Origin of the sequence: Actinoalloteichus spitiensis RMV-1378 (assembly GCF_000239155.1) — a bacterium.
GTDB classification, from domain to species: Bacteria; Actinomycetota; Actinomycetes; order Mycobacteriales; family Pseudonocardiaceae; genus Actinoalloteichus_B; species Actinoalloteichus_B spitiensis.
This window is the reverse complement of record NZ_AGVX02000015.1, coordinates 1-26671: the sequence shown is the minus strand read 5'-3', so window position 1 is coordinate 26671 and position 26671 is coordinate 1. Positions and strand designations below refer to the sequence as shown.

Below are 26671 nucleotides of genomic sequence, written 5' to 3'. Positions count from 1 at the left end.
CGGTGGCGCTCCGCGAGTTCTACGGGCTGCTCGGTCGGCGGACGGACGTGACGAGCGCGCAGGACACGCTGCTGCCCCCCGACCGGCTCCACGTCGACGAGCACGGGGGGCTGCTGGTCTTCCGCGAGGAGAACCAGGACACCGCCCGGTGGGGGGTCGCGGTCGACCAGCTCGCGGAGGCGGACCCGCCCGTCCTGCTCCAGCACGAACTGTCCGCCGGGAACGAGGCCTTCCTGCCCTCGGTGTCCCTGGCGGCGGTGGAACTGGTGCTGTCGGAGTCGTTGTTCGGCCCGGCCGGTGTCGTGGACAACCGGTACCTGGACGCCGACGACGTGGAGCTCGTGGAGCGGTACTGCCGCCGACTGCCGATGCCGGAGTACCCGGTGTGGGCGGTCCCCGGCTCCGAGGTCCGTTGGTTCAGCGCACCGGACCTCGTGGTGCGCGACGACGGCCGGTCCTGGTTGTGGGTCCGCGCGCGTACCCCGGTCGCGTTGGCCGCGTTGCGCGAGGCCGTCCCAGGCGAGTGGATGGGCGTCGTCGACTAGGTGCACCCGTCGACCAGGACGGCGGTCGCGGTGTGCCGCCCGTGCCGGGACTCCCGTGCGACACCGCGACGCCCGCACCACGGTCCCGGGCGGCAGCTCGCGCCCACGGCACCGACCGGGACGGCCACGAGCGCGCACCGCCGCGGCGAGGAAGTCCACCGGAGTGCGTGAAGACCTGGGCTGAACCGGCACGCGGCCGAGGGGGACCTCGGCCCGCGCGACCGTTCCGCGCGGCCCGCACCCCTCGCCCCGGTGACCAGCGCCGCGCCACGACGACGGCTCACCGGACCGACGGCCGCGCTCGTGCCCTGGCTCGGGCACGGCGACACCGCGCGCCGCCGTAGGGCACCCGGATGGGCCCGCGACCTGGTGGCCAGGCGCGACCAGGACCGAGCCGGCGTCCGGCCGCGCGCGGCGAAACCACGTCCGACCGCTGGCCTACGGTGGCACGGTGACCCACCGCCCCTCCCCGTCCGACCACTCCGCCAGCGACCCGGAACCCGCGCGCTCCCCTGGACGGCCGGCCGAACCCCCGATCCAGGCCGAACCACCGGAGGTGGCAGCGGACTACTCCTTCGCGCGGCTGCCCCGGCTGCGGTGGGAGCGGCGGTCCTTCGAGGACTGCGACTTCACCGAGGCCGACCTGCGTGAACTGGTCACGGTCGGCTGCACGTTCACCCGGTGCGACTTCGGCGGCGCGGACCTGGGCGAGTCCCAGCACACCGCCAGCGCCTTCCGGTCCTGCGTGTTCCGGCGGACCGTGCTGACCGGCAGCACCTTCGAGGGATGCTCGTTGCTCGGGTCGAGCTTCGAGGACGCGCGGTTGCGGCCCGTGCGGTTCCGGGAGACGGACCTGACCCTGGTGGCCCTGCCGGGCGCGGACCTGCGCCGGGTCGTGCTGTCCGGCGTCCGCCTCCGGGAGGCGGACCTCTTCCAGGCGAACCTGAGCCACGCGGACCTCCGGGACGCCGACCTGGGGGGTGCTCGCCTCACCGAGGCGAACCTGACCGAGGCCGACCTGCGGGGAGCGGTGATCGACCCGGGAGCGTTCCGGCAGGCGGCGGTGGCCGGTGCCAGGGTCGACACGGCGCAGGCCATCACCTTCGCCGTGGCGCACGGCCTGGTGGTCGACTAGGGCCCGGAACCCGTGATGGCGGGTAGCGGGTCGTCCGCGCCGGGGGCGGCGTCGGCGACGGCCGCCCCCGCCCACGTCACGCGGGAGGAGTCGCCTCGGGGAGCTCCGCCAGCGCGCCGTCCTCCACCAGGTCGGTGATCGACCGGGGCAGGATGTACACCAGACCGCCGCCCGGCTGTTCGAACCACGGCACGGCCACCCCGGTCAGCACCTGGAGCGGGCGCAGCAGCCGGTAGGCGCGGTAGGAGCGGTTGACCCACTGCGGCGGCAACGAACGCTGCTCGTACGGGGTCCCCGCGCTGTAGCTGACGTTGCCGTCCGGCTCCCCGAACCTGTCGATCTCCGTGCCGGCCTGGAGCATGAGAAGCCGACGTTCCCGGAACAGGGTGAGCGGCGGCTCCCCCTTCAGCGGCCGGATGATGCTCTGCTGTTCCGAGCCCTGCCCGCGAACGGCCTGGCGTGCCGCGGACGGCTGGACGTCGGTGGCCTGCCGGCGGGCGGGCTGCCCGGCGGCCTCGTGCCCGCCCCCGACCGGTTCGTGCTGCGGGACGCCCTGTTCGCGCTGGCCGAGGTCGTACGCCCCGTCGGTCTGTTCCACGGCTGGCGCTGGGCGCTGCGGTGCCGGCGGCGGAACGGCCAGGGCGCTGGTGACCTGGCGGGCGGGGTCGGCCTCCTCCGGGTCGTCCTGCCAGTGCCCGGCCGGCACCTCCTCCCGCTGCTCGGGACCCGGTTCCGGGTCCGGGGGAAGATCGCGCGACGGCGCCTCCTCGCCGCGCTGCGACTGGTTTAGCGGCAACCGGATCTGCCGGGGGCCGCCGCCGATGCCCAGGTCCAGCATGGGCGGACCGTCCTGCGGGTCGTAGTCGAAACGGTGTGGCCCCTCCTCGAAGGGGTCGCCGCCACTCGCCGGCGGAATCGCGACACCGCCCCCGGCGAAGGGGTCGGGGAGGTTGCGGGGCGGTTCCTCGGGGTCCCTGGGCTCCTCGGGCTCCTCGTGGGGATCCCGGCGGAAGTCCTCGTTCCCGTGGTGATCACGACGGTCACCCCGCTCGCCACCCGTGTCCGCCACCGGCCGGGGTGGCTCCTCGTGGTCGTGCGGGTGCGCCATCAGCAGCGCCCCCAGCAGGTAGGCGCAGGCCTGGTTCACCTGGCCGAAGTGGACCTCGTCGTACCGCTCGCCGTGCTCCGACCAGAAGACCGACCAGGTCTCCTCCTCCCCGGCGACGTCCTCGCGGAGCAGGCACCAGACGTCCTCCTCCACGACTCCTACCCGGAAACCCTCCGGGTCGACCCCGAGGTCGGCCAACCGCTGCCGCAGCTGGTCGATGCTCGCCTCGTCCTCGATCGCCGCCGCCTCGGCCTCGTCGTCGAGACCGTCGGCGTCGTAGTGCCGGTCCTCCCGGTACGGCTCCGCGCGGTCCCGCTCGTAGTCGTGCTGGCGTTCGTACCCGCCGGAGTCCGGGTAGGGCTGGCCGCCGTCGAAGGCCGGTGGCTCCTGGAACGCGCCGGCTCCGCCCCCGTCCTGGTAGCCCGCCTGGTCGTCGTGGCGCGCCGAGGACTCGTGGTCGTCACCGGGCTGGAGGCGGGCCGGCTCCTGGAAGGACTGGTCGGGGAAGGACTGGTCCGGGTAGGTCTGCTGGTCCGGGTAGGGCTGCTCCGGGAAGCCCGGGGAGTCGTCGTAGCGCTGGCCGTACCGCTCGTCGGGGTAGCCGGAGTCCCGGTACGCCGGCTCCTCCTCGAAGTCCGAGTAGTACCCGGCGGTGTCGGACTGGGCCCGGGCCTCGGGCGGCGGCTGGTCCTCGACCCGCTCGTGCTGCTGGTGCGCGCTCTCCGGGGCGGCAGGGTGCTGCCCGTCCGGTCCGGACGGGTCCGTGGCCGCCGGCAGGACTCCCGTCACGGCGTCCTCGAGGTCGTCGCGGAACCCGCCGCCATGGCCGAGGGGGAAGTCCGGGCCGGGCTGCTGCTCGCGCTGGGCCCCCCGGGTCTCCGGCATCCGCTGGTGCAGCAGCGCGGCGGCGGCCGCGAGCACGTCCTCGCCGACCGGGGGGAGCTCGAACCGCTGGGAGCGCACGTGGTCCACCAGCTCGGGCACCGGCGGGACACCGTGGCGGCGGAGGTGGTAGCCGACCGCCGCCGACCAGATCCACCGACCGTCGGTGTGCCAGCTCGCCGGTACGGTCGCCCGCCCGTCCGCCCCGAAGGGATCCGGGGTGGGGTTCCGGGTGTCCAGGACCACGGGGGCGTGGTCGAGGTAGGCGAGGAGGACCTCGCGGTCCGCCGGGTCCACGGCCGCCCTGTTGATCATCGGGCGGCCGTCCTCCCTGGTGCCGTCGAAGACACGGGCGACGGAGAAGCCCCCGTCCCCGGCCGCGTCGCCGGGCCGGTCGGGCTCCTGCGCTGACTCCGCGCGGCGGCCGTGCTGGTAGCCGTTGTTCTCGTGTTGGTACCCGTTGTTCGGTGGGCCACCGAAGCCGTTGTTCTGGTGCTGCTCCTCGGCCCTCGGCGCCGCCTGCCCACCGTCCATGGTGTACGAACGCAGTTCCTCGACCACCGAACCGGGCAGCAGGTCGGTCGCGTCCTCCCGGACGAGCTCCGCGGCCTGGGTGGGATCGCCGAGCTGGGGGACGCCACGCCGGGGAGCGTCCTCACCGGACGGACGTGACGAGGTGCCCAAGCGCTGCCGCAGCCAGTCCGGGATGTGTTCCTCGGCGCGGGGGAAGCGTTGGAGCTCCTCGCGGTACACCGCGTCGGGCAGCGGCGGGTCCCAGCCCGGCTCCTGGTTCAGGTTGACGTCGATCCGGTAGTTGGACGGCCGCTCCACCACGTAGAAGGCGGAGAGCCAGGTGCCGACACCTGGCCGGTACATGCCGTGCCGCAGCTGGTCGAACAGGGGAGCGCACTCGGCGGGCGGTTCCCAGCCCTGTGACTCGCCGTCGGGTCCGACGACCTCTCCGACCGTCTCGGCTCGTTGGCCGGCAGCGCGGTATTCCACCCGGATGCGCTGCCACCCGGGCGGAGCGGCGCCCAACACCGCGACGCCGATCTTTCGCGCGAGCGCTGCCTGATCTTCCGGACTGTTCGCCGTCGGACGGGACATAGCTACATCCTCTCTGACGGAGCCGGAGTCGTGGTCCGGGGTGGGCGGAAACAACGGCTGAGACTACGCCCACCTGGCGGGCCGAAAACACCGCTGTCGCTGGTAACCACGCGTGCTGTTCCGCATACAACGCTGCCGGTGACGAGGCTCGTCGGATCGGGCGAGGCCACCGCTCGATCGGGGTCGCCCGAACGGTGTGCGGTCGTGCAACAACATGAACCGTAACGAGCATGACCGGTGCTTTCGGACGGTTCGGGGCGCCGCCGAGGAATGGGGACGACCGCCCTCCCCACCGCGCGGCCAGCGATGTTCGCCGGTCGGCTCCTGCGGGCGGGCTCACCTGTGCGGGCGACTGACGACCCGGGTGCCCACCCTCCCGGCAGGCGGGACGGCCCGAAGGTGTTCGCGCAGAGCGCAGCGCGGGGCAGGAGCGGTGTTCCGAAGTCGGAGACCTGCCGCGTCCGTCCCGTGGTCCCCGGGCTCCCCGGTCGCCTTGACTCGGCTCGCGCGGACGAGGACCTGACCGGTGGCCGGAGACCACCTCGTAGCCCGGCCGCGCCCGCCCGCCGGAAAAGCCGATGTGCCGCGGTGGCGTCTGGTGCACGCTGGCCTGGTGCTCGCTCCCTACCGGCGACTCGCCGACGTGCCAGGTGTCCTCAGTCTGCTGCTCTGGTCGCTGCTGGGGCGGTTGTACCAACCGGGAGTCCCCATCGCGCTCACGTTCCTCGTCGCGGACTGGGCCGGCTCCTACCTGGTCGCCGGTCTCGTGACAGGAGCCCTCACGGCCGGCCAGGTGGTGGCGGGACCGCTGCGCGGTCGGGCCGCCGACCACGGTTCGGTTCCTCGACTGCTGCTGGTGACCGGGCTGGTGTACGCGGGCGGGCTGGCGGCGCTCTCGTGGTGGCCGGCGGACTGGTGGTACGCCGCCCCGCTCGTGGCGTTCGTCACCGGGTGCTTCATGCCGCCCGTGACCCAGGTGAGCAGGGCGGTGTGGGCCAGCATCCCCGAGCGGACCGCGCGGGAGGCCGCCTACGCCGTGGAGGCGACGCTCCAGGAACTGCTCTTCGTGGTCGCCCCGGTGCTGGCGGCGATGGTCGTCGCGGTCGTCAGCCCGATGGCGGCGGTGCTGCTCTGCGCCGCCCTCGCCCTGGTCGGGGTGGCGGGGTTCGCGTTCGCCGCGAGCCGGACGGAGCTCCTCTCGGCGCGCGCCTCGTTGACCCACCGGTCGGCGAGGGCGAGTGGTTCGGTGTTCCGGGTGCCCAGGCTCCGGGGTTCGCTCGTGATGGGGTTCGCCTTCGTCGCCTCCGTGATCGCGATCGACCTGCTCATCGTCGCGTGGGCCCGGGATCGGGGCACGCCGGCCCTGGCGGGGTTGCTGGCCGCCGCGTGGGGGGCGGGTTCACTGGTGGGCGGGTTCGTGGCCGGGGGGCTCCGCGGCGAGCCCCGGCTGTGGCCGCGGATCGGCGCGGTCCTGGGTGGGCTGGCGGCGATCAGCCTGGTGCTGCCCCCCGTCCACCCCGATCCCTCCCCGTGGCTGCTGGCCGGGGTGCTGGTGGTCAGCGGGCTGGCGATCGCGCCAGCCCTGGCCGCGATGAACGGTCTGGTGGGGCGGATCGCCCCTGCCGGGAGGCAGGCCGAGGTGTTCGGCTGGTTCGCGGCCGCGACCACGGCGGGCGGAGCCCTGGCCAGTGTGGTCACCGGGTGGTTGCTCGACGCCGCCAACCCGTCGGTGACGGCGGCGGTCGCGGCGTCCTGGTGCCTCGTCGCGGTGTTACTCGCGCGACATCTGACCCGGCCGTCGCGGGAGGCCGGTCCGGACATGGCGCAGTATGAGCGGACGTGACGACTGAACCCCCCACCGCCGGGAACGGCCAGCCCTCTCGTCTCCTCGCGCTGGGCATCGCCGGCGCGGTGGTCGCCGGACTGGGCATGGCGGCCCAGTCGCGGGTCAACGGGGAACTGGCGGGCCGGCTGGGGAGCGGGGTCGCGGCGGCCGTGGTGTCCTTCGGGACCGGTCTCCTGCTCGTCGCCCTCTTCGCCCTGGCGTCTCCCACCGCGCGCCGGGGCCTGGGACGTGTGCTCGCGGCGCTGCGCTCCGGCGGCGGTTCGCCCGGTTCCTCGTCGTCCCGGCCTCGCGACACCACCGGTTCCGGTGCTCGGGCACCGTCACCAGCGGCCCCCGGCGAACCGAGGTTGCGGTGGTGGCACTGCCTCGGCGGGCTGTGCGGGGCCTTCCTGGTGCTCAGCCAGGGGCTGACCGTCGGGAGCGTGGGAGTCGCGGTGTTCACGGTCGCGGTGGTCGCCGGACAGGTCACCTCGGGGATGGTCGTGGATCGGCTGGGTGTCGGGCCGGGCGGGAAACGCCCGGTGACGTGGTTGCGGATGGTGGGCGCGGTGATCGCGCTGTGCGCCGTCGTGATCGCGATGTCCGGGGAGTTGAGCGACCCCTCCCGGCTCGGGCTGGCCGTGCTGCCCGCGCTGGCCGGCGTGGCCATCGCCTGGCAGCAGGCGGTGAACGGCCAGGTCGGCGTGGTGGCCCGGTCTCCGCTGCCGCCGACGCTGGTGAACTTCGTGGTCGGTCTGACTGGTCTGCTGGTCGCGTTGGCCGTTCTGCTCGTCCTCGGTGACCGGCCGGCCCCGTTGCCGGCCGAGCCCGTGCTCTACGTCGGCGGGCCGCTCGGCGTGCTCTTCATCGCGATCGGCGCGGTGGCGGTCCGCCACACCGGCGTGCTGGTGTTCGCGATGAGCGCGGTCGCCGGCCAGCTTTCCGGGGCCGTCCTGCTGGACCTGGTGTTGCCGGCCACGGACGGGCCGATGTCGGTGGCGACCCTGGCTGGCAGCGCGCTGACACTGCTCGGCGCGGTCCTGGCGGTGGTGCCCGGCCGAACCCGGCGGGGTCGGGGTCTGGAACGATAGGCCCGTGAGCGCCACGATCCTCGACGGCAAGGCCACCAGGAACACGATCTTCGCGGAGTTGCGGCAGCGGGTCGACGCGCTGCGCGCTCGCGGGGTGACACCGGGGCTCGCGACGGTCCTCGTCGGCGATGACCCCGGGTCGCACGCGTACGTCCGGGGCAAGCACCGGGACTGCGCGAAGGTGGGGATCGAGTCGATCCGCGTCGACCTCCCGGCCACGGCGAGCCAGGGCGAGGTCGAGGCGGCCGTCGACGAGCTGAACGCCGACCCGGCCTGCACGGGGTACCTCGTGCAGCTGCCGTTGCCGGGGCGGCTGGATGCCGGGACGGTGTTGGAGCGCATCGACCCCGCCAAGGACGCCGACGGCCTGCAGCCGGTCAACCTCGGCCGGTTGGTGCTCGGCGAGCCGGGGCCGCTGCCGTGCACCCCCCGGGGCATCGTCGAGTTGTTGCGCCGCTACGACGTGCCGCTCGCCGGGGCGAACGTGGCCGTGGTCGGACGCGGGGTCACGGTCGGGCGTCCCCTGGGGCTGCTGTTGACCCGCCGTTCCGAGAACGCCACGGTCACCCTCTGCCACACCGGAACCCGGGACCTGGACGCGGAGCTGCGGCGCGCCGACGTGGTCGTGGCCGCCGCCGGCGTTCCCGGGCTTGTCCGGCCGGACAGCATCAAGCCGGGGGCGGCGGTCCTCGACGTCGGCATCACCCGCACGGACGAGGGCCTGGTGGGTGACGTCGCGCCGGAGACGCGGGAGACCGCCGGGTACCTGGCGCCGATGCCGGGCGGGGTCGGTCCGATGACCAGGGCCATGCTGTTGCTGAACGTGGTGGAGGCCGCCGAGCGGGCGGCGGACCGCGCGTGAGCGGTCGCCCCAAGGGGCGGGCGACGGCGCCCCAGTTCTCCTTCCTGCTGGTGATCGCCGTGGTGGTGCTCGGCTTCGTCCGGGTGTTCATGGGGCACTGGCGGGAGGGGTCCGTGCTGTTGGGCGGCGCGCTCCTGCTGGCCGCCGGGCTGCGGGTCCTGTTGGCCGACGAGCAGGCCGGCCTGTTGAAGATCCGGGGTCGCGGGGTGGACGTGCTGCTCTACGGCCTGCTGGGCGGCATGGTGGTGCTGGTCGCCCTGACCATCGAGGGTGGCCCGCTGGGCTGACGCGGGGCTCGGCCCCGGCCCGCCCAGCGGTGAGCCCTCGTGAGGGGCGTAGGGCGACCTGGCCGGCCTGCCGCACCCGCCCCCGCCTCAGACGGCTCGTTCCTGGTCGGCCACCAGCACGATCTTCCCGTGCACGCCACCCCGGCTCAGCTCCCGCAGTGCGTCGGCGGCCCGGGACATCGGGTGCCGGGAATGGATCACCGGGGTGAGGGTGCCCGCCGCGAGCAGGCCGAACACGGTGGTGAGGTCCTCGCGGAACCTCCGCCCGGGCCGCACGTAGTAGAGGGAGACCCGGCGCCGCCGGGTGAGCCGTGGTTCGCCGAGCGTGTCCCACCACAGCAACCCGCCGAGCATCCGCAGGTAGGGGCGCAGGGGCCCGCCCTCGTCGCGCAGCGTCGCCGCCGACCCGTAGCTGACGACCCGTCCGCCCCGCGCGAGCAGGGCGCGTGACCGGGCGACGCTCCGGGGACCGAGGTGGTCGAACACGGCGTCGTAGCCGTGCGGCGCGTGGCGGCGGAGCCGTTCGGTGAGGTCGGGGGAGCGGTAGTCGACGGGAACGACGCCCTCGGACCGGAGCGCTTCCTGGTTCGCCTCCGAGGCCGTGCCCACCACCGTCGCGCCCGCCTGGCGGCACAGCCGCGCGAGCAGCCCGCCCACCCCGCCGGTCGCCCCGTGCACGAGCACCGTCTGCCCCGGCCCCACCGACGCGCTGCGGTGCGCGAGCTGCCAGGCGGTCACGCCGTTGGTCACCAGGGCGACGGCGTCTCCCGGGTCCACCCCGGCGGGGACCGGCACGACCTCGGACGCGGGAAGCACCACCTCGTCCGCCCAGGCCCCGGTGCGGGGCATCGCCGCGACCCGGTCGCCCGGCGCGAGGCCCGTGACCGCCGTCCCCACCGAGGTGATCCGGCCGACCAGGTCGTAACCGGGCACGAAGGGGAAGCGGGGTTGCATCGGATAGCGGCCACGCAGCATCTGCACCTCGGCGAAGGCGACCCCGCTCGCCTCCACCCTGACGCGCACCTCGCCGGCGCCGGGCGCGGGCACCTCCCGTTCGCGGGCGACCAGACGTTCGGGACCTCCGAGCCCGCTCAGTTCCATCTGCCTGACCAGCACGACCCACCTCCATGACAGGATGTCACCTTAGTTAGAACCTATAACTAGAGAATGAGCTAGTTACCATCTGCCTGTCAAGCGGGCGCCGAGCCCGTCGTCCGCCGTAGAGGAGATCCGCCGTGCCCGAGGCCGCGAGCCCGTCGTCCCGACGCCCGCCCCGCGCCCGCTACCGGGAGCTGACCCTGCGGGAGATCAAGGACCTGGCGTGGGAACAGGTCGCCGAGGGAGGCGGGGCGGCGCTGTCGCTGAACTCGATCGCACGCCGGATGGGCGTGACGGGGCCCGCCCTGTACCGGTACTTCGCCAACCGCGACGCCCTGCTGACCGACCTGGTGTGCGAGGGATACCGGGGGCTGGCCGAGGCCGTCGACGTGGCCGTGCCCGAGAGGGGCGAGGCGGCCCCCGAGCTCCGCCTGCGCGCCTTCGTCCAGGCGATGTGGACGTGGAGCACGGAGATGCCGCACCGGTACCTGCTCCTGTTCGGGGCGCCGGTGCCCGGGTACGCGGCCCCCGAGGACACCTTCGAGCAGGCGTTCCGGCCGATGGCGGTGCTGTTCGACGTCCTGGCGGAGCTCCCGGCCGGCCCGGCCGAGACGAGCGCGGTCAGCGGGGGGCGGCTCCGCGACCAGCTCGCCGGGTGGGTGGCCGACCGTGGGGGCGCCCCCGTCCCGCCTGAGGTCGCCCTGCGCGCGGTCCGGTGCTGGACCCGGCTGCACGGCCTCATCAGCCTCGCCCTGGTGGGGCAGTTCACCGCCACCGGGGTGGATCCCGAGGCGGTGCTGCGGGTGGAACTCGACGCCCTGCTCGCCGGCCACTGAGGACTCGGCCGCGCCCGGCTCACCCCGGGGCGGCCACCGCCGCGCGGTCGGTCGGACGAGGCGTTCCCCCGCGCGGCGGCGCGCCGCACCCCCGGCGGAGACCCTGCTCACCACCGGGGGCTCCGACGGCCTCCGGCTTGGTAATCTCCGAGCGCGCCGGCGGCGTGCCGGCGCGCGGTCCCGGTGCCGTGGCCGTCGCCGAACAGGTGATTCCGGGCTGGCTCACGACGAACGTGACGTCGCCGTGCCCGCCCAGCGTCGCGCCCGGGGAACCCACCCAAGACGCGGATCGGGAGGACCCCCCAAGTGGCACGTTCCGGAAAGGTCGCCGTCGTCGGCGCCGGTTTCTATGGCTCCACCACCGCTCAGCGGTTGGCCGAGTACGACATCTTCGAGACCGTGGTGCTCACCGACATCCTGGAAGGCAAGCCCGAGGGGCTCGCCCTGGACATGAACCAGTCCCGGGCCGTCGAGGGTTTCGAGACGAGGGTCGTCGGCCAGACCACCGGCCCCAACGGTGAGGGCTACGAGGCCATCGCCGGCGCCGAGATCGTGATCATCACGGCTGGTCTGCCCCGCAAGCCGGGCATGAGCCGGATGGACCTCATCGAGACCAACGCCAAGATCGTCCGCCAGGTCTCGGAGAACGTCGCCAAGCACGCGCCCGAGGCCGTCGTCATCGTCGTGTCCAACCCGCTGGACGAGATGACCGCGCTCGCCCAGATCGCCACCCAGTTCCCGAAGAACCGGGTGCTGGGCCAGGCCGGCATCCTCGACACCGCCCGGTTCACGAACTTCGTGGCCGAGGAGCTGAACGTGCCGGTGAGCTCCGTGACCACCCTGACCCTCGGGTCGCACGGCGACACGATGGTGCCGGTGCCCTCCGCGTCCTCGGTCGACGGAACGCCCCTCACCGAGGCCCTGCCGGCCGAGAAGGTGGAGGAGCTGGTCACCCGGACCCGCAACGGTGGCGCCGAGGTGGTCGCGCTGCTCAAGACCGGTTCCGCCTACTACGCTCCCTCGGCCGCCGCCGCCCGGATGGCCAAGGCCGTGCACGAGGACTCCGGCGAGGTCCTGCCGGTGTGCGCGTGGGTCGACGGTGAGTACGGCATCTCGGGCGTCTACCTGGGCGTGACCGCCGAGCTGGCCAAGGAGGGCGTGCGCAAGGTCGTCGAGCGTGACCTCACCGACACCGAGCTGGCCGCGCTGAAGGAGGCCGCCGAGGCCGTCCGCGCGAAGCAGGCCGACGTCCAGAGCCTCTGAACCGCCAGCCGGCCGCTCCGGCCGGGTGCGGGTGTGAGCTGAGAAGGTCGGCGCCGTCCCCGTGCGGGGCGGCGCCGACGTGCGCGGTGCCGCCGAGCCTGTGGTCCTCCTCCCCGCGGAGGACCGCCCGGTCAGCCTCGTTCGGGCAGGGGGGGTTCCACGAGGCAGTCCGCCCCGGGGAACATCAGTGCCTCGCTTCCGTCGGGGAACCGGACCAGGTAGGGCGGTTCGCCCTCAGGGCCGCGCACCTCGACGATCTCGCCGGTGCGGTCCTGCTGGCCCACGGTTCTGCTGTGCATGTGCAGCCGGTCGCCTACATCCGCTCGCATCGCTGGTCACCTCCGCCATCCAGGCTACGGAAGCGGGCGGCGGGACGCAGGCCGGTGGCGAAGGGATCCGGACGTCAGAGGCAGGCGTCCCGCAACACCTGGACCTGGTTCTCGACGGTCTCGACGGTGTCCGACCCGACGCCGTTCTCCGCAAGGTTGGCGGCCGAGTCGCTCATCTCGCGCAACGCGTTGGCCACGTCCTCGTCGGTGGTCTCCGCGGCCAGGGTCGCCAGTTCCTCGGCGCGCTCCCGCGCCTGCTGCGCGGTCTCCTCCGGGTTCGACACCGCGTTGCCGACGGACTCGAAGAACCCGACGATGCCCAGCGCCTCGGCGCAGGTGGTGGCCCGGTCGATGTGCTGCTGGCCGTGCTCCAGTCGTTCACGCCCCTGGTCGATGGCGTTGCTCAGCTCCTGCTGGGCCTCCTGGACCTCGCCGCAGCCCACCAGCAGCGCGCCGAGCGCCAGGGCGCTGATGCCCACGCCCACCGCGCGCCGGGTCCTGCCGGCCGACGACTTCACGCTCACCCTCATCTGCGTTTCCTCCCGCCCTCGGTTCGGGCCGGACTCGCGGCCCGTAGGGCACGTTACCGAGGGTGACGCGAAGCCGTGGTGGGTTCCCGGCCGGCAGGGCCGCCTGGAGCAGCGCGTTCGGCTCTCAGCTGAACCGCACGTCCGAGCAGGCGTAGAAGGCGTTCCCGGTGTCGGCGATGTCCCACACGGCCAGGATGACGTGGTGGCCGCTCTTGTTCGGCAGGGTGCCGGTGTGCGCGTAGACCGACGGCGGTCGCTGCCCGCCGTAGTCGACGCTGAGGAACGGCGTCGGCTCCAGCTGGGCCCGGCTCAGCGGCTGGTTCGGGTTCCAGCCGTCACGCGTGACGAAGTACCGCCACGAGCTGGTGGCGTGCGAGACGCTGATCCGCCACCGGAACTCGTGCTGCGCTCCGCTGGTGAGCGGAGTCGTCGGCCACCCCGCCCCCCGGGGGTCGTCGAGTTGGGAGAACCGGCCGTTGCCGCCCGCGCAGATGGTGCCGTCCGCCGGGCCCGAGGCGGGGAAACCCTTCGGACCCTCGACGCTCTGGGGCTCCCACTGGATCTCGCCGCAACCGGTGACGGCACCGGACGCGCAGTGGTCCTGTCGACTGGCGGGGTTTTGGGTCCAGCCGTGACCCTGCGCCGTTCCGGCGAACGCGGTGACGCCGAGGAGTGGGAGAAGACCGAGCAGTGCCGCTCCGGCCGCACGCCGGATTCGTTGGGTGAACATGTGGTGAGCACTCCCTTCGACAGGTGCTGGCAACCGGCACGCTACGGAGGAAAATCACCCACCGACAGATCCGATCCGAGGAAAAAGCGTGCTGTTCGGGTGTGGGTACTGGTGTCGCTCCGTGTTGGGAAAGGAGTTGGACCATTACTTCGACTCATGCCCGCCCTGGTGTTCGTCTCGGCCGAGGACAAAGGGTTCGTCGAGCGGGTCGACGAACCCCTCGGCGCGAGGGCGCACCCTTTACCAGCGGTGATGCCCGGATCCTGTCGCTAGCGGTTCAGGATCCCCAACTCGGCGAGCCACGGGGCGGCGCCCGTTCGGTAGAGGACGATGGCCGAGAGAATGGTGGCGACCACCGTCAGCAGCGGCAGCACGACGACCATTTCCACTTTGCTGCCGGTGCTCATGCGGAAGGCCTTCGGTAACCGGACCGGATACCAGGTCTTCCATTTGATGGGTACCGGCCAGAACATCGAACAGCCCTGCTGGGTGATCGCGTCTCCCAGGTAGTGCGCCGTGCAGCCGAGGATCACCGCGACCCCGAACACGGCGGGGTTGTGCGGCTCGGTTCCGGCCCAGGCCCAGCAGAGCACGGTCAGCACCAACGAGGCCACCGTGATCAGGGCGGCGTCCCGGCGAGGGCACCACTGGTGCATGATCCCCCGGATCGCCAGCCCGGCGAAGACGAACATCAGCACGGCCAGCGCCCCGCCGTCGCTGGCCTGCACGACGGCGGTCGTGATGACCCCCATCAGCAGGGCGAACACCAGGGTGTGGGTTAGCCCGCGGTGGCCGCCGTCCCGGTTGGAGTCCTTCTTCGTCTTGGTGACCTTGTAGACCCAGCCGCTGATGGTGTTCACCGCCGCCGAGACACCCCTGCTGGCGGAACCGAAGGTGCGGGCCACCGTCGAGTTGGGGTGGTCGATGTCGGGGAGGAGCGCGGCTCCCGAGGCGAGGGTGGCACCGACCACCCAGGTCTTCGGGGACAGCTGGCCTATGCTGTGCGTGTTGGCCAGGGCCGTCACCGCTGCCCAGGTGGCCAGCCCGCTGATGGCGTGTGTCGGCCCGGTCGCCATGTGCCCTCCCGAAGATCACCCGATCTTGGGAGGTTAGAGGGTCCGCGAGACACGCCCGGCACGGGTCGCCGGCACCCGGTGGTGTCGTCGGGGTGGAGCGGGCGGCGAGCCGTCAGGTCGAACCGTGATTCGTGGACGACGCCCTGTCCAGCACCGCACGTATACCAGTACGCTTGTACCGCTTGGACGGTACGCGGTGACACGGGAGAGGAGCGCTCCGGCGCCATGAGCAGCAAGATCAAGGTAGAGGGCAAGGTCGTCGAGCTCGACGGCGACGAGATGACCAGGATCATCTGGCAGTTCATCAAGGACAAGCTCGTCCACCCCTACCTGGACGTCGACCTTGAGTACTACGACCTGGGCATCGAGAGCCGGGATGCCACCGACGACCAGATCACGGTCGACGCGGCCAACGCGATCAACAAGCACGGCGTCGGCGTCAAGTGCGCCACCATCACGCCCGACGAGGCGCGGGTCGAGGAGTTCGGCCTGAAGAAGATGTGGCGGAGCCCGAACGGCACCATCCGCAACATCCTCGGCGGTGTCGTCTTCCGCGAGCCGATCATCATCTCAAACATCCCCAGGCTGGTGCCCGGCTGGACGCAGCCGATCATCATCGGCCGGCACGCGCACGGCGACCAGTACAAGGCCAGCGACTTCAAGGTCCCCGGCCCGGGCACCGTCACCATCACCTACACCCCCGAGGGTGAGGGCGAGCCGATCGAGCTGGAGGTCGCGAACTTCCCGGAGGGCGGCGGCGTCGCCCTCGGCATGTACAACTACCGCAAGTCGATCGAGGACTTCGCCCGCGCGTCCTTCTCCTACGGCCTGCAGCGCGGCTACCCGGTCTACATGTCGACCAAGAACACCATCCTCAAGGCCTACGACGGCATGTTCAAGGACGTGTTCGCCGAGGTCTTCGAGAACGAGTTCAAGGCCGAGTTCGACGCCAAGGGCCTCACCTACGAGCACCGCCTCATCGACGACATGGTGGCCGCCGCCATGAAGTGGGAGGGCGGCTACGTGTGGGCCTGCAAGAACTACGACGGCGACGTGCAGTCCGACACCGTCGCGCAGGGCTTCGGCTCCCTCGGCCTGATGACCTCCGTGCTGATGAGCCCCGACGGGCGCACCGTCGAGGCCGAGGCGGCCCACGGCACCGTGACCCGCCACTACCGGCAGCACCAGCAGGGCAAGCCCACCTCCACGAACCCGATCGCCTCGATCTTCGCGTGGACCCGGGGCCTGGCACACCGGGGCAAGCTGGACAACACCCCCGAGGTCGTCGGCTTCGCGCAGACGCTGGAGAAGGTCGTCATCGAGACCGTCGAGAGCGGCAAGATGACCAAGGACCTCGCCCTGCTGGTCGGCGGCGACACGCCGTTCCAGACCACCGAGGAGTTCCTGGCGACCCTGGACGAGAACCTGGCCAGGAAGGTCGCCGCCTGACCGAGGGCACGACGCCCTCCCCGGGACGGCACGCGGATCGGCCCCCGAACCCCGACGGGTTCGGGGGCCGACGGCTTTCCCGCTCCTGCCCCGGCGGGACGGTGGTTCCCCCCGCTGCCCGCGCCGCGGAGACGCACCCCGAACGGGTGGATTCGGCGGTAGTGGCTCGGTAGCGGCCGCCGAGGTGACCCAACCTGTAACCGCGCGGTTCTCTGCTGGGCGACCTGGTGGATCGGGGGGATGGTCGAGGTGGCGTCGAAGCGGGTGTGGGCACTGGTGGGCGCGACGGTCCTCGGTGTCGGCGTCATCATCATGGAGCAGAGCGAGGACGGGGCGGCCCACCAGGAACGCCGCCTCCGCCCCCTGTTCGGCAGCCCCTGCGAGTACGAGGTGGTGGCCGGTCACTCCCCGGTCCGCGCGGGGCCGGGGCACGACGAGCCCACCATCGGTGGCCTCGACCGGGGAGTGGTGACCGGGACCCAGGAGACGGTGGAGAACGGGTTCCGCAAGCTGGGCAACGGCCGGTGGATCGACGACGGCGACCTGCGGCACGTCTCGGGGGAGCTGTGCCGCTGAGCACCGGCCCGGACACCGCCCCGGTTCCGGCCTCGGTGCCGGCGGTGTGACGTATCCCCTGGTTGGGGGCACTCCTCCCGCGTCGGGTGGCTTGTAGTCTCGCGGAGTGCTGACGGTATCCACGGTCAACGTCAACGGTCTCCGCGCCGCCGCCAGGAAGGGCTACCAGGAGTGGCTGGCCACCACGTCGGCGGACGTGGTCTGCCTCCAGGAGGTCCGGGCGACCCCGGAGGACCTGCCGGCGGCGATCCGCACCCCTGAGGGCTGGCACCCGGTGCACGCCGAGTCCGACCAGAAGGGGCGGGCCGGTGTGTCGCTGCTCAGCCGCTGGGCCCCGGAGGCGGTGCGCGTCGGGTTCGGCGACAGCGAGTTCGACCGGTCCGGGCGTTACGTGGAGATCGAGCTGCCCGGTCTCGTCGTCGCCAGCCTCTACCTGCCCAGCGGCGAGGTGGGCACCCCCCGGCAGGACGAGAAGGAGCGGTTCATGGAGTCCTTCTACGCCTACCTGGTGGAACGGCGGGAGAAGAGCGCGGCCAGCGGCCAGGAGGTGCTGGTGTGCGGTGACTGGAACATCGCGCACCAGGAGATCGACCTGAAGAACTGGAAGGCCAACCGGAAGGCGGCGGGGTTCCTCCCCGAGGAGCGGGCCTGGCTCGGCCGGGTGTTCGACGAGGCCGGGTACGTCGACGTCCACCGGCGCTTGAGCCCGGAGGGGCCCGGCCCGTACAGCTGGTGGTCCTACCGGGGGCGGGCGTTCGACAAGGACTCCGGCTGGCGCATCGACTACCAGGTGGCGACCCCCGGCCTCGCGGAGCGGGCCACCTCCGCCGTCGTGGAGCGGGCGGCCAGCCACGGCGAGCGGTGGAGCGACCACGCACCGGTGACCGTCACCTACGACTGGTCGGTCGACTGACCGCCGCCAGTTCCCCGCGGCATCGAGGTGCCGCCCTCGACCGCTCCCGCTCCCGGTGCCCGCGACTGCCCGAGGTGCGGCGATGTCCGCCGCCGCGACCGGGCGGTCCCCGGCGCCGGGCGCATCAGGTCGACCCGTCGCGCCGGGGAACGGGCGGTCACGGTGGGAGCAGCACCACGAACGAGGCCACCGCGCCGCCGAGGAACAGGGCGGGGAAGGCGAGGTTGTGGAGGACGCGGGCACGGATGTGGGCCGCGATCGCACCCAGGTAGAACAGCACGAGCCCGGTGGCCGCCGCCACCCCGACCCACGTCACGCCGAGGAGGCCGAGGACCAGCCCGAGCGCGCCGGCGGCCTTGAGCGCGGCCAGGGCCGGCAGCCACCGTTCCGGGACCCCGACCTCCGCCGAGTTCGCGAGGACGAACGGGGCGCGGACGAGGTCCGCGACGGCGATCCCCAGGTTGATCGCGGCCGTGATCACGACGACCAGCGTGGCGAGCACCGCCGTCACCTCCCCGTTCCGGAGCGTGCCACGACCCGGTAGAGACCCGGTGTGGCGGTGGCGATCCGCGCGACCGCGCGCGCGTACTCGGCCGCGCCCGGGTCGTGCTGGGTCGCGGCGGCGTCCTCGGGGGTTCGCCAACTCGTGTGGTTGACCACCCGACTGCCGTCGACGCTGGCGTAGAGCACCGTTGAGAGGAATCCGGGACGGTGCCGGATCACCCGCTCCACGGCCTCGGTGAGCAGTGCGACGAGGTCCTCCTGGTGCTCGGGTCGCACCTCCAGGACGTTGACGAACGTGACGGTGTCCTCGGCCATGTCCCTGTTCCTTCCCTGGTCCGGGCGGGTCCGGTACCCCCCCCCACCCCGTGATGACGAGGTGGGGGCGGCGGCTGTCAGGGGCCGGGCACCGTTCAGCGGGGGACCTGACACTGGTGGCCCCCGTCTCGTCAGGGGAGAGTGGGGCACGCGCGTCGGCGGGGAACGGAGGTGAGCGGTGTGCGGGGCGACGAACGAGGGCCGTTGATGGCCGCCGCGTACCGCATGCTCGGGTCGGTCACCGACGCGGAGGACGCGGTCCAGGAGGCCTACGCCCGCTGGTACGCCCTCGGTGATGACCGCCGCCGCGACGTCCGGGTCCCGGCCGCGTGGCTGATGACCACGGTGAGCCGGATATGCCTGGACACGTTGCGGTCGGCCAGGGTGCGGCGGGAGCGGTCCGTCGGTGAGTGGCTTCCCGAGCCGGTACCGGGGAGCCCGACCTGGACCAGCTGCGGCGCGAACGGTGTTCCGGACGACCCGGCCGAGCAGGCGGCGCTCCTGGGGTCCCTCGACCTGGCCGTGCTCGTGGTCATGGAGACGATGAGCCCGGCCGAAAGGGTGGCCTTCGTCCTCCACGACGTCTTCTCCTACCGGTACGAGGAGATCTCCCCGGTGTTGGACCGCACGGCCCAGGCATGCCGCCAGCTGGCCTTCGAGGCCCGCCGCAAGGCCCGAGCTGCCAGCGCGGGGAACACCGACTACGGCGGGCGGGTGCCGCCGGAGGTGCGCACCGCCTTCCGCCTCGCCTGGGAGGCCGGGGACCTCACCGCCCTCGTCCGCCAGCTCGCCCCCGGGGCGGGGGCGGTCGTCGACGGTGGTGGTCTCGTCAGCGCCCCGTCGGAGCCGGTGCGAGGGGCGCGGGAGGTCGCGGGCATGTTGCTCGCCGCGCGTCGTCGGCAGGCTGACCTGGTGATCGACGAGGGGGAGGTCAACGGGAGCCCCGGACTGGTCGCGCGGGACGCCTCGGGCGCGGTGCTCGCGGTCGTCGCCCTCGGGATGGCCGCCGGCGCCGTCCACCAGGTGTGGGTGGTGCGCGACCCGAGGAAACTGCTCCGCTGGAACGGGCTCGGCCGGGTGGGAACCGGCTGACCGGACCGCCGGTGGGGTCGGCCCGGTCGGCGCGGGCCGCCCGGCGCGGTCCGGCGACCCGCCGGCTCGGCCGGGAGCGGCACCGGCCGGCCGGGACGTGCTCAGGGCAGGCCGCTGGCCAGCAGGAAGATCGCGGTGCCGTGCGCCAGCACGGCGGGGGCCAGTCCTCTGCGGAGTCGCAGGTACGCGCAGATCAGCCCCTCGAGGAGGGTGAAGGCCAGCAGCGGCCAGCCGACGTCGGTGACGGTCGAGGCGAGGAAGACGTGGCAGGTGGCGAAGAGGACCCCGGAGAGCACCGCCGACCGCGCGGGGCTGAAGGTCTGCTCAAGGCGCCCCTGGAGGAAGCCCCGGAACAGCACTTCTTCGGCGAGGTTGCCGGCGAGGGCCAGGAAGAGCAGTGCCGGGAGGAGCGTGCCGGCGACGTGACCGCCGCGCTCCTCCAGGGGCCAGGCCAGGGAGAGCAGCAGGACGGGCGCGGCGGCCAGCACTCCGCCGCCGAGCCCCAGGGCCACGGTGCCGGGGCGGAGGTCGCCCCAGCGGACCAGCGAGCGGAGGTCGGGTGCCCAGCGCAGGACGGACGCGGTGACCAGCAGCGTCGACGCGCCGAACACCAGCAGGACCGCCGCGTCGTCGGTGAACCGGAGCCAGGGGACGGTGCCACCGACGACGCCGAAGGTCCAGAAACCGGCCGGGGTCATGGCGTCGCGGATGAGGACGAAGCCGAGGATGAGCAGCACGATCCGCAGCAGCGGGTCGCGGTCGCTGCGGGTCAGCCAGTAGCACAGGGCCACCAGCAGCAGGCCGGGGCCGATCCGTGCGCCGTACCCCAGGAACTCGAGCGGCATGACGAGGTTCTCCTCGGGGAGCAGGGGTGGAACCGCCGGTCAGGGCGTGGAAGACCGAGAATATGAGCTATCCTCAGTTTTTGGTACTCGCATGGAGGAGCCGTGTACGCGCCCCGGAAACGGCCTCGCCAGCAGCGGTCGAGGCACACCGTCGAGGTGATCCTCGAAGCCGCCGCTCAGCTTTTCCACCGCGACGGGTACGGCGCGACGAGCACGAACCACGTCGCGGAGCGGGCGGGTGTCTCGATCGGCTCCGTGTACCAGTACTTCCCCAACAAGGACGCGCTGCTGCTCGCCCTGGCCGAGCGGCATCTCGAGGCCGCGCTGCGCGGCATGGGAACGGTCTTCGACGAGATCAGGGGCGCGGAGCTGGGGCTGGAGGACGCCGTTCACGTGCTGGTGGGAGCGGTGGCCGCGCTGCACCTCGACCGTCCGGAGCTGCACCAGCTGCTCTTCGACCAGGCACCACGCGTTCCCGAGCTGGTGGCACGGCTCCGGGACGGCGAGCGCCACCTCGCGGCGCTGTTCGCCGACGAGCTGCGACGGGTGGGACGCGGCGGCCCCGACCCGGAGGTCACCGCCCTGCTCGCCGTCCAGGGGATCGAGGCGCAGATGCACGGGGCCTTCCTCCGCCCGCCCGCATCCCTCGACCGGGATGCCGTCGTCGAGGCGGTCACGGCCCTGTGGTGTCGGGCGCTGGCCGAACCGCTGGCCCCGATGCCACCGCGCGGCGCGAACCCCCCGGCCGGGGGTAGCGCGCGGGACGAGGATCACCGCGTGTGATCAACTCGGTGGTGCGTGTGACATCCCGCTCGCCTAGGCTTCGGGGCTCGCCCGGTGGTGGGAGGTTCAGCGCATGTCCGAGATCGACGTCGATCGACCCAATCCCGCTCGCATCTACGACTACCTGCTCGGTGGGTCGCACAGCTTCGCGGTCGACCGGCGGTTCGCCGAGGAGATGGTGCGGGTCGACCCGGTCGTCCGCCCGGCGGCCCGGGCCAACCGCGAGTTCCTCCGGCGCGCGGTGCGCGCCGTGCAGGGGCTGGGGATCAGGCAGTTCCTCGACCTGGGAGCGGGACTGCCGACGATGGGCAACGTGCACGAGATCGCGCAGCGGGAGGACCCGACGGCGCGCGTGTTGTACGTCGACAACGACCCGGTGGCGGTGGCGCACTCCCGGAACATCATCGAGCGGGAGCACATCGCCCACGTGACGGCCGAGCAGGCCGACGCCCGCGATGTCGACACCGTGCTCGAGCTCGCCGGGCGGGACCTCGACCTGAGCGAACCGGTCGCGGTCCTCATGGTGGCCCTGCTGCACTTCGTTCCCGACAGCGACCGCCCGGTCGAACTCGTGGCGCGCTACCGCGACGCGGTGGCCCCCGGTTCGGCCCTGGCGCTCACCCACGTCACCAGGGACGGCCAGGGTGAACACGTCACGGCGGTGTACGAGGCGTACCGGTCCCGGTCCACGTCGCGGCTGGTCGACCGGTCCCGCGACCAGGTGGCGGAGTTGCTGGCGGGCTGGGAACCGCTCGCCCCGGGCATCAGCTGGGTGCCGTCGTGGCGCCCTGACGGGCCCGCTGGCCCCTTCGCGGGCGAGCCCGCCACCAGCGGCATCTACGCGGCCGTCGGGGTGCGCACCGCGTAGCACCCGCTCCCCGGGGTGGGCCACGACCGCGGGGGCGCCACCGAACGTCACCGACTACCGCCGTCGCATATCACCTGTTTCGCGGGTGATGGGTCCTTCTGGGAAATGCGTGAGTTGATGGATACCCGGACGACTCCGTCATTAGGGTGAACTATTCCCTCGGGTTGGGGAATTCAACCGCCGAACGGGTGGCGTATGGTCGCTCTCCCGACGCGCACCGCGTGTCGAGGCAGGTCCACTTGTGGAGGATGACTGTGCGACAGGCAGCCCGAATCGTGGGTGTCTCCCTCGCCGCCGCGCTGGTCGTGGCGGGCTGCGGCGGAGCGGAGGAGGACGCGGAGCCCGCCGTCGGGATCTCGGAGTCCCAGGCCAGCGTGGAGCGGCAGCCCGGAACCCCCGAGGCGGAGGAGGCTGGCGAGGGGACCGGCGAGGAGGGGAGCGCGGACGGCGCCGCCCTCTCCGCCGACGGCGAGTGGGAGTCGATCGTCGAGGACGGCGACGTGGCCACCCTGCTGGTGGATGGCGGCACCGTGAACACCACCGGCCCGCTGTCCTGCCCCGGCACGCTGAACGATTCGGGCGAGGACATCCGGATCGTGCTGGACTGCGAGACGCCCGACCGGCACCGCGACGCCGGCACGATCGAACTGCACCCCGACGGCGACCGGCTCGTGATCCAGTGGGACGGCGAAGCCTGGGGCGGGATGATCGACAGCTTCGTGCGGATCGGCTGAGTCCGCTCGCCCGGGCCGGCTCGGCCAGGCGCGCCCGGCGTGGGCCGGCCGGCCCCGGCGGCGGACGGACGCCGGGAACGACGAGCTCTCGGTGGCCCGGTCGACCTGGCGTCCCGGTGGTACGTCCCGTCCCCGCGGCCTTGACCTCTACCAAGGTTGAGGTCCTAGGGTCGTGATCATGGACGGGACGAACGGGACCGCGACGACGACCAACGACGCCACCACCGACCACGAGGCGGACGAGGCGGCCATCCGGCACATCATCGAGGAGAGCGAGACCGCCTACAACACCAACGACGCCGAGCTGATGGTGGCGCACTTCGCCGAGAACGCGACCATCACCACGGCCACCGGCACGCGTGTCACGGGACGCCAGGCGATCCTGGACCACACCCGGGCCGCGCTCACCGGGTTCCTCCGCGACCAGTACGTGCGCTACGAGGTCACCGACGTCACCTTCCCCGGACCTGACCTGGCACTCGCGCACAAGTCGGCGCGCGCCACCACCGCCGATGGGGAACTGGTCGACCAGGAGCCGTCCATGGTCGCGACCTACGTCCTCGTGCGGGAGAGTGGTCGCTGGTGGGTGGTGGCCCGGCTGAACACCCTCGTCGCCTCCTGGGGATAGCCGCATCCGGCGCCGCGCCCTCGCATCGTGCCGCGTTCCGACGGCAGGGCCGGGAGCCCTCGACATCTGGGCCTCGCGTGGCAGGATGGTCCGCGTCGACCGGAAGGGGTGCCTTCCGGTCGACCGAACCCAGCCACTAGCCTGTGTGGAGTCTTGAGCCCACCGAATGTTCGACACGACTGTGGTTTCCGTGAACGTTCGGTAGTTCTCCGCACACTCGTCTGCCTCTCGTCCACTCTTATGGACCAGGGGGCCAGCAGGGAGGCGCAATTGTGAGCACGGCGCGTGTGGTGTCGCGAACGGCGGCCGCCCTGGTCGCTGCCCTGTTATGGACCCTGGCGGGCGTGGCACTGTCCGCGCAGGCCACCACGGCGGAACCGAGCGACGCCGCACCGGTCGACGCGGACGTGAACCTCGGGATGGCGTTCGGCGGACCGGTCGGATCCATCGCGATCGGCATCGGCATCCTGGGTTTCGTGCTCGGGCTGGTCCGCCACCGCCGCAAGTCCGCCGTCGCCGGCAACCGGCCCTGAGGGCCGGGGCCGTCTTTCCGCCCCGCCCGGCACCGCGCGTCGGATAGCCTCCCCACGAACAGCGGGGGGAGGACGGCCGACGGTGGGGCGAAGAGCGAACCGGCCGGGGCGTGACAGCGGACCGGACGGCGACGCGTCGAGTGCCGCGCAGCCAGCACGGGGCCGTGATGAGCGCGCCCAACCTGGCGCCAGCGGTCGACGAGGAAGCGGCGACCAGGAGTTCGACCCGCTGGACCGGATGTTCCGGCTCGTTGGCCGGTTCCACCGCCTCCGACGTCGGCACTACTGGCTCGACCACCTCGTCGTGGCGGCCGAACGCTACCGCGACAGCAACGGCAACCACTACGCCGCCGCGATCACCTACTACAGCGTGCTCGCGATCGTGCCCCTCCTGCTCCTGTCCTTCACCGTCGCCGGTTGGGTGCTGGCGCCGTTCCCCGCCGCGCTCCAGCAGTTCGAACGGATCCTGCTCGACGCGGTGCCCGCCGACCTGATCGGCGGTGCGCTGGAGGTCGCGGTCAACGCGGCCGCCAACCGCAGCTCCACGGTCGGTGTGCTCAGCCTCCTCGCCGCCGCCTACTCGGGCCTCGGGTGGATGAGCAACCTGCGTGACGCGTTGACCGCCCAGTGGGGTCCGCTGCGCGCCGCGCGGAGGTCGTTCTGGCGCACCAAACTGCTCGACCTCGCCGTGCTGGCGAGCCTGGGCGCCGCAGTGGTGCTCTCCTTCGCGATGGTGCTCGTCGGACGCGACGTCGCCGTCACCGTGCTGCGGGCCTTCAACCTCCACGAGTTCGGTGTGCTGTGGCAGATCGCGTTGGCGGTGCTGTCGGTGACCCTGTCGATGTCCGCCACCTTCCTCGTCTTCCTCTGGGTGATCGCCCGGCTTCCCAGGAAGACGGTCGCGCTGCGGACCGCAGTGCTGGGCGCCCTGGCCGGCTCGGTCGGCATGGAGCTGCTCCGCCACGCCGTGGCGCTGTACCTGAAGGTGGTGTCCAACTCCCCGAACGCGGCGGTGTTCGGGTCGCTGTTCGGACTGCTGATCTTCTGCTACCTGATGTCGCGGTACCTGTTGCTGATCACCGCCTGGACGGCGACCGCCAGGGAGAACGCCGAACCCGAGCCCGTCCCGGCTCCCGGGCCGGCCGTGATTCGCCCCGTGGTGCGGGTCTCGCACGGCCTCGGCACCGCCGTGCTCACCGGGGTCGTGGGGGTGGCGGTGGCGGTCGCGCTGAACTGGCGGCGCCGGAGGGAGCGCTGGTAGCGGGAGGGCGAGCGGGTACGTCCCTGCGAGCGATGAGGACGAGGCCCGCGGGGTCTGGTTGCGGTGTGTGGTGGGACGCCATCGTTGGCGGCTTCCCGGGGCCAGCCAGAACGAGGTGGCCGCCCTGGCACGAGTCGCTCCGGTTGGGGTCAGTAGCGGTTCTCCGGCTGCCACAGGACACGCTCCGGCCTGGAGGCCCGGGCGCGAGTGTTCCGTGACCGCTTGGCGCACATCGTCGATCGGCAGTACCGGCCGACACGGGAAGTGGCCCCGGAGGACCGCCGGAGGTCGTGGCGACCCCGCCCGGAGGTGAGCGTGATCAGCGGGAGCGGCGGACCTGGGTGAGACTGTCCGGATGAGCCAGGAGCACCGGAGCCCGGCCCAGCGGGCCGGCGACGTCGGACGCAACGCCCAGTCGACCCTGGACCGGCTCCGCGACCGGCATCCCGGGCTCGACCGGCTGGTGCGGGCGGGCGCCCGGTACTCCGAACACCACGGTGACCACTACGCGGCGGCGATCACCTACTTCAGCGTCCTCGCGTTGGTGCCGCTGCTGATGGTCGCGTTCGCCGTGGCCGGCTTCGTGCTCTTCAACAACCAGCAGCTGCTGGACCAGGCACGCGCGGCGATCACCGAGGCCGCACCGACACCGGACCTCAGCTCGACGTTGAACGAGGTCGTCACCCAGGCCATCGACCAGCGCACCGTCGTCGGCATCCTCGGCCTGCTCACCGCCCTCTACTCCGGTCTGGGCTGGATGACGAACCTGCGCAACGCGTTGACCGCGCAGTGGAACCAGAGCTTCGAACGACCTCCGTTCACCAGCCGCCTGGTCCGCGACCTGCTCGCGCTGGTCGGCCTCGGACTGGCCCTGCTGGTCAGCGTGGGGCTCACCGTCCTCGGCGCGGCCTTCGCCAGCGAGGTCCTCGACCTGCTCGGGCTGGAACGGACGGCGGTGGCCCGCGTGTCGCTGTGGCTGGTGAGCCTGGTGCTCGTCCTGGCCGCGAACTGGCTGGTGTTCACCTGGGTGCTGGCCAAGCTGCCCCGGAAACCCGTGAGCCTGCGCTCCGCGATGTGGGGCGGGCTGGTGGCGGCGGTGGGGATCGAGCTGCTCAAGCAGGTCGGAGGCGTCTACCTCCAGTCCGTTGCGCGGTCGCCGGCCGGGGCCGCCTTCGGTTCGGTGCTCGGTCTCCTCGTCTTCATCTACCTCGTGGCGCGGTTCCTGCTGTTCGTCGCCGCCTGGACCGCCTCGGCCACCGAGAACCTGGCGCACACCGACGCCACCTCGCACCAACCGCCGGCTCCGCCGCTGTCGACCGAGCTCCCGGTGGCCCTGCGCCGCCCCGACGCCCGGGGCGGGGGCCGCCTGGCGGCCGGGCTGTTCGGGGTCGGCGTGCTGACCGGGCTGGGCGCCGGCCGGTGGTGGCGGCGACGAGGTTGAGGTCTCCGAGGACGAGCGGTGCCCT

At 72.6% G+C, this 26671-nt stretch carries 28 protein-coding genes; 19 read left to right on the top strand and 9 right to left on the bottom strand.

From position 1 onward, the window contains the following. Together ACTIDRAF_RS0200990 and ACTIDRAF_RS0200980 are read left to right on the top strand one after the other, a co-directional pair. On the top strand, positions 1-545 hold a 545-nt coding region (locus ACTIDRAF_RS0200990), incomplete at its 5' end, for a hypothetical protein (RefSeq protein WP_016696843.1). Positions 546-996: 451 nt separating this feature from the next. Next, positions 997-1680, top strand: coding sequence for a pentapeptide repeat-containing protein (locus ACTIDRAF_RS0200980; RefSeq protein ID WP_016696841.1), 684 nt, complete (start codon positions 997-999; stop codon positions 1678-1680). Positions 1681-1756: 76 nt separating this feature from the next. Here ACTIDRAF_RS0200980 and ACTIDRAF_RS34700 read toward each other — a convergent pair whose 3' ends face one another. Next, complete coding sequence (locus tag ACTIDRAF_RS34700) at positions 1757-4777, bottom strand: TNT domain-containing protein (RefSeq protein WP_016696840.1); 3021 nt, start codon at positions 4775-4777, stop codon at positions 1757-1759. Between the two features lie 613 nt (positions 4778-5390). Between ACTIDRAF_RS34700 and ACTIDRAF_RS26550 the strand changes: the two genes are divergently transcribed. From ACTIDRAF_RS26550 to ACTIDRAF_RS0200955, 4 genes are read left to right on the top strand one after another with little or no spacing between them, the layout of a single operon-like run. Beyond that, the gene (locus ACTIDRAF_RS26550; protein WP_083886036.1) at positions 5391-6620 is read left to right on the top strand and encodes an MFS transporter; all 1230 of its coding nucleotides are present in this window, start codon (positions 5391-5393) and stop codon (positions 6618-6620) included. Continuing rightward, positions 6617-7693, top strand: coding sequence for a DMT family transporter (locus ACTIDRAF_RS0200965; protein ID WP_016696838.1), 1077 nt, complete (start codon positions 6617-6619; stop codon positions 7691-7693). The genes ACTIDRAF_RS26550 and ACTIDRAF_RS0200965 overlap by 4 nt, the downstream gene beginning before the upstream one ends. A gap of 4 nt (positions 7694-7697) precedes the next feature. Further along, a complete protein-coding gene (locus ACTIDRAF_RS0200960) occupies positions 7698-8555 on the top strand; it encodes a bifunctional methylenetetrahydrofolate dehydrogenase/methenyltetrahydrofolate cyclohydrolase (RefSeq protein WP_016696837.1) in 858 nt (285 codons plus the stop codon). Further along, entirely contained in the window at positions 8552-8842 is a 291-nt protein-coding gene (locus ACTIDRAF_RS0200955) for a DUF3017 domain-containing protein (protein WP_016696836.1), read from the top strand. Before ACTIDRAF_RS0200960 ends, ACTIDRAF_RS0200955 begins: the two co-directional genes overlap by 4 nt. A gap of 87 nt (positions 8843-8929) precedes the next feature. On the opposite strand, the gene ACTIDRAF_RS0200950 is transcribed toward ACTIDRAF_RS0200955, so the two are convergent. Further along, positions 8930-9958: a medium chain dehydrogenase/reductase family protein gene (locus ACTIDRAF_RS0200950; RefSeq protein ID WP_016696835.1), complete on the bottom strand. Its 1029-nt coding sequence runs from the start codon at positions 9956-9958 to the stop codon at positions 8930-8932. 119 nt (positions 9959-10077) lie between these two features. Between ACTIDRAF_RS0200950 and ACTIDRAF_RS0200945 the strand changes: the two genes are divergently transcribed. Then, on the top strand, positions 10078-10776 hold the full coding sequence (locus tag ACTIDRAF_RS0200945; RefSeq protein ID WP_016696834.1) for a TetR/AcrR family transcriptional regulator: 699 nt from the start codon (positions 10078-10080) through the stop codon (positions 10774-10776). Positions 10777-11082: 306 nt separating this feature from the next. Beyond that, positions 11083-12039: a malate dehydrogenase gene (mdh, locus tag ACTIDRAF_RS0200940; protein ID WP_016696833.1), complete on the top strand. Its 957-nt coding sequence runs from the start codon at positions 11083-11085 to the stop codon at positions 12037-12039. Between the two features lie 131 nt (positions 12040-12170). Here the strand turns inward: mdh and ACTIDRAF_RS0200935 are convergent, their stop codons facing one another. The 4 genes from ACTIDRAF_RS0200935 to ACTIDRAF_RS0200915 all read right to left on the bottom strand — a co-directional run bounded on the left by ACTIDRAF_RS0200935 (position 12171) and on the right by ACTIDRAF_RS0200915 (position 14704). Continuing rightward, positions 12171-12368, bottom strand: coding sequence for a DUF1918 domain-containing protein (locus tag ACTIDRAF_RS0200935; RefSeq protein ID WP_016696832.1), 198 nt, complete (start codon positions 12366-12368; stop codon positions 12171-12173). 74 nt (positions 12369-12442) lie between these two features. After that, positions 12443-12898, bottom strand: a complete 456-nt coding sequence (locus ACTIDRAF_RS31670; RefSeq protein WP_016696831.1) for a hypothetical protein — start codon at positions 12896-12898, stop codon at positions 12443-12445. A gap of 124 nt (positions 12899-13022) precedes the next feature. Next, on the bottom strand, positions 13023-13628 hold the full coding sequence (locus ACTIDRAF_RS0200925) for a lytic polysaccharide monooxygenase auxiliary activity family 9 protein (protein ID WP_016696830.1): 606 nt from the start codon (positions 13626-13628) through the stop codon (positions 13023-13025). Positions 13629-13897: 269 nt separating this feature from the next. Next, complete coding sequence (locus ACTIDRAF_RS0200915) at positions 13898-14704, bottom strand: metal-dependent hydrolase (RefSeq protein ID WP_016696828.1); 807 nt, start codon at positions 14702-14704, stop codon at positions 13898-13900. A 225-nt stretch (positions 14705-14929) separates the two neighbouring features. Between ACTIDRAF_RS0200915 and ACTIDRAF_RS0200910 the strand changes: the two genes are divergently transcribed. From ACTIDRAF_RS0200910 to ACTIDRAF_RS0200900, 3 genes are all read left to right on the top strand, one after another. Beyond that, complete coding sequence (locus ACTIDRAF_RS0200910; protein WP_016696827.1) at positions 14930-16153, top strand: NADP-dependent isocitrate dehydrogenase; 1224 nt, start codon at positions 14930-14932, stop codon at positions 16151-16153. A 240-nt stretch (positions 16154-16393) separates the two neighbouring features. Further along, on the top strand, positions 16394-16729 hold the full coding sequence (locus ACTIDRAF_RS26540; RefSeq protein ID WP_016696826.1) for a hypothetical protein: 336 nt from the start codon (positions 16394-16396) through the stop codon (positions 16727-16729). Between the two features lie 106 nt (positions 16730-16835). Further along, positions 16836-17642: an exodeoxyribonuclease III gene (locus ACTIDRAF_RS0200900; protein ID WP_016696825.1), complete on the top strand. Its 807-nt coding sequence runs from the start codon at positions 16836-16838 to the stop codon at positions 17640-17642. Positions 17643-17799: 157 nt separating this feature from the next. On the opposite strand, the gene ACTIDRAF_RS0200895 is transcribed toward ACTIDRAF_RS0200900, so the two are convergent. Next, positions 17800-18153, bottom strand: coding sequence for a DoxX family protein (locus tag ACTIDRAF_RS0200895; protein ID WP_016696824.1), 354 nt, complete (start codon positions 18151-18153; stop codon positions 17800-17802). Further along, a complete protein-coding gene (locus ACTIDRAF_RS0200890; RefSeq protein ID WP_016696823.1) occupies positions 18150-18461 on the bottom strand; it encodes an antibiotic biosynthesis monooxygenase family protein in 312 nt (103 codons plus the stop codon). Before ACTIDRAF_RS0200890 ends, ACTIDRAF_RS0200895 begins: the two co-directional genes overlap by 4 nt. Positions 18462-18632: 171 nt before the next feature. Here ACTIDRAF_RS0200890 and ACTIDRAF_RS0200885 point away from each other — a divergent pair, with 171 nt between their 5' ends. Further along, positions 18633-19553: a sigma factor gene (locus ACTIDRAF_RS0200885; protein ID WP_245533398.1), complete on the top strand. Its 921-nt coding sequence runs from the start codon at positions 18633-18635 to the stop codon at positions 19551-19553. Positions 19554-19654: 101 nt separating this feature from the next. Here ACTIDRAF_RS0200885 and ACTIDRAF_RS0200880 read toward each other — a convergent pair whose 3' ends face one another. Next, positions 19655-20398: a CPBP family intramembrane glutamic endopeptidase gene (locus ACTIDRAF_RS0200880; protein WP_016696821.1), complete on the bottom strand. Its 744-nt coding sequence runs from the start codon at positions 20396-20398 to the stop codon at positions 19655-19657. A 102-nt stretch (positions 20399-20500) separates the two neighbouring features. Here ACTIDRAF_RS0200880 and ACTIDRAF_RS0200875 point away from each other — a divergent pair, with 102 nt between their 5' ends. The 7 genes from ACTIDRAF_RS0200875 to yhjD all read left to right on the top strand — a co-directional run bounded on the left by ACTIDRAF_RS0200875 (position 20501) and on the right by yhjD (position 26646). Then, positions 20501-21181 carry a TetR/AcrR family transcriptional regulator gene (locus tag ACTIDRAF_RS0200875; protein WP_016696820.1) on the top strand — a complete coding sequence of 227 codons (681 nt, stop codon included), beginning with the start codon at positions 20501-20503 and terminating at the stop codon, positions 21179-21181. A gap of 73 nt (positions 21182-21254) precedes the next feature. Continuing rightward, entirely contained in the window at positions 21255-22049 is a 795-nt protein-coding gene (locus ACTIDRAF_RS0200870) for an SAM-dependent methyltransferase (protein ID WP_016696819.1), read from the top strand. Between the two features lie 248 nt (positions 22050-22297). Beyond that, complete coding sequence (locus ACTIDRAF_RS31665; protein ID WP_157162775.1) at positions 22298-22783, top strand: hypothetical protein; 486 nt, start codon at positions 22298-22300, stop codon at positions 22781-22783. A gap of 178 nt (positions 22784-22961) precedes the next feature. Next, a complete protein-coding gene (locus ACTIDRAF_RS0200860) occupies positions 22962-23411 on the top strand; it encodes an SgcJ/EcaC family oxidoreductase (RefSeq protein WP_039785197.1) in 450 nt (149 codons plus the stop codon). Between the two features lie 344 nt (positions 23412-23755). Beyond that, positions 23756-23944, top strand: coding sequence for a hypothetical protein (locus ACTIDRAF_RS26530; RefSeq protein ID WP_157162774.1), 189 nt, complete (start codon positions 23756-23758; stop codon positions 23942-23944). Positions 23945-24026: 82 nt separating this feature from the next. Next, positions 24027-25205, top strand: coding sequence for a YhjD/YihY/BrkB family envelope integrity protein (locus tag ACTIDRAF_RS26525; protein WP_157162773.1), 1179 nt, complete (start codon positions 24027-24029; stop codon positions 25203-25205). A gap of 355 nt (positions 25206-25560) precedes the next feature. Next, entirely contained in the window at positions 25561-26646 is a 1086-nt protein-coding gene (yhjD, locus tag ACTIDRAF_RS0200845) for an inner membrane protein YhjD (RefSeq protein ID WP_016696814.1), read from the top strand. Positions 26647-26671 lie beyond the last annotated feature (25 nt).